Here is a 220-nt window from a genome sequence, read left to right as displayed (position 1 = left end):
ACATGCACCGCCAGCGTGCGCATCTCGTAGTTCTCCATGTTGGAACCGGCCAGCGCAGTGCCGCGCATCAGCGACTCGATCTCCATGGCGATGCGCGGGGCATCGTCCAGCCGGCGCGCCGCGCGCAGCGAGTACGCGCTGACGAAGGGCCAGATGCCGCGGTTGTGGTAAATCGGCTGTTGGGCTTCCTGCGGCCAGACGACCGGACTGCCACCGGCCA

Annotated in this window: 1 protein-coding gene; it reads right to left on the bottom strand. The window is 67.7% G+C overall.

Going from position 1 to position 220, the window contains the following annotated elements:
• Positions 1-220 (bottom strand): hypothetical protein (locus RRF55_RS28860; protein ID WP_439419425.1); only part of this gene is annotated, 220 nt, incomplete at both ends.

Origin of the sequence: Klebsiella sp. K47 (assembly GCF_051858335.1) — a bacterium.
GTDB lineage: Bacteria > Pseudomonadota > Gammaproteobacteria > Enterobacterales > Enterobacteriaceae > Klebsiella > Klebsiella pneumoniae.
This window is presented reverse-complemented; position numbering and strand designations above follow the sequence as displayed.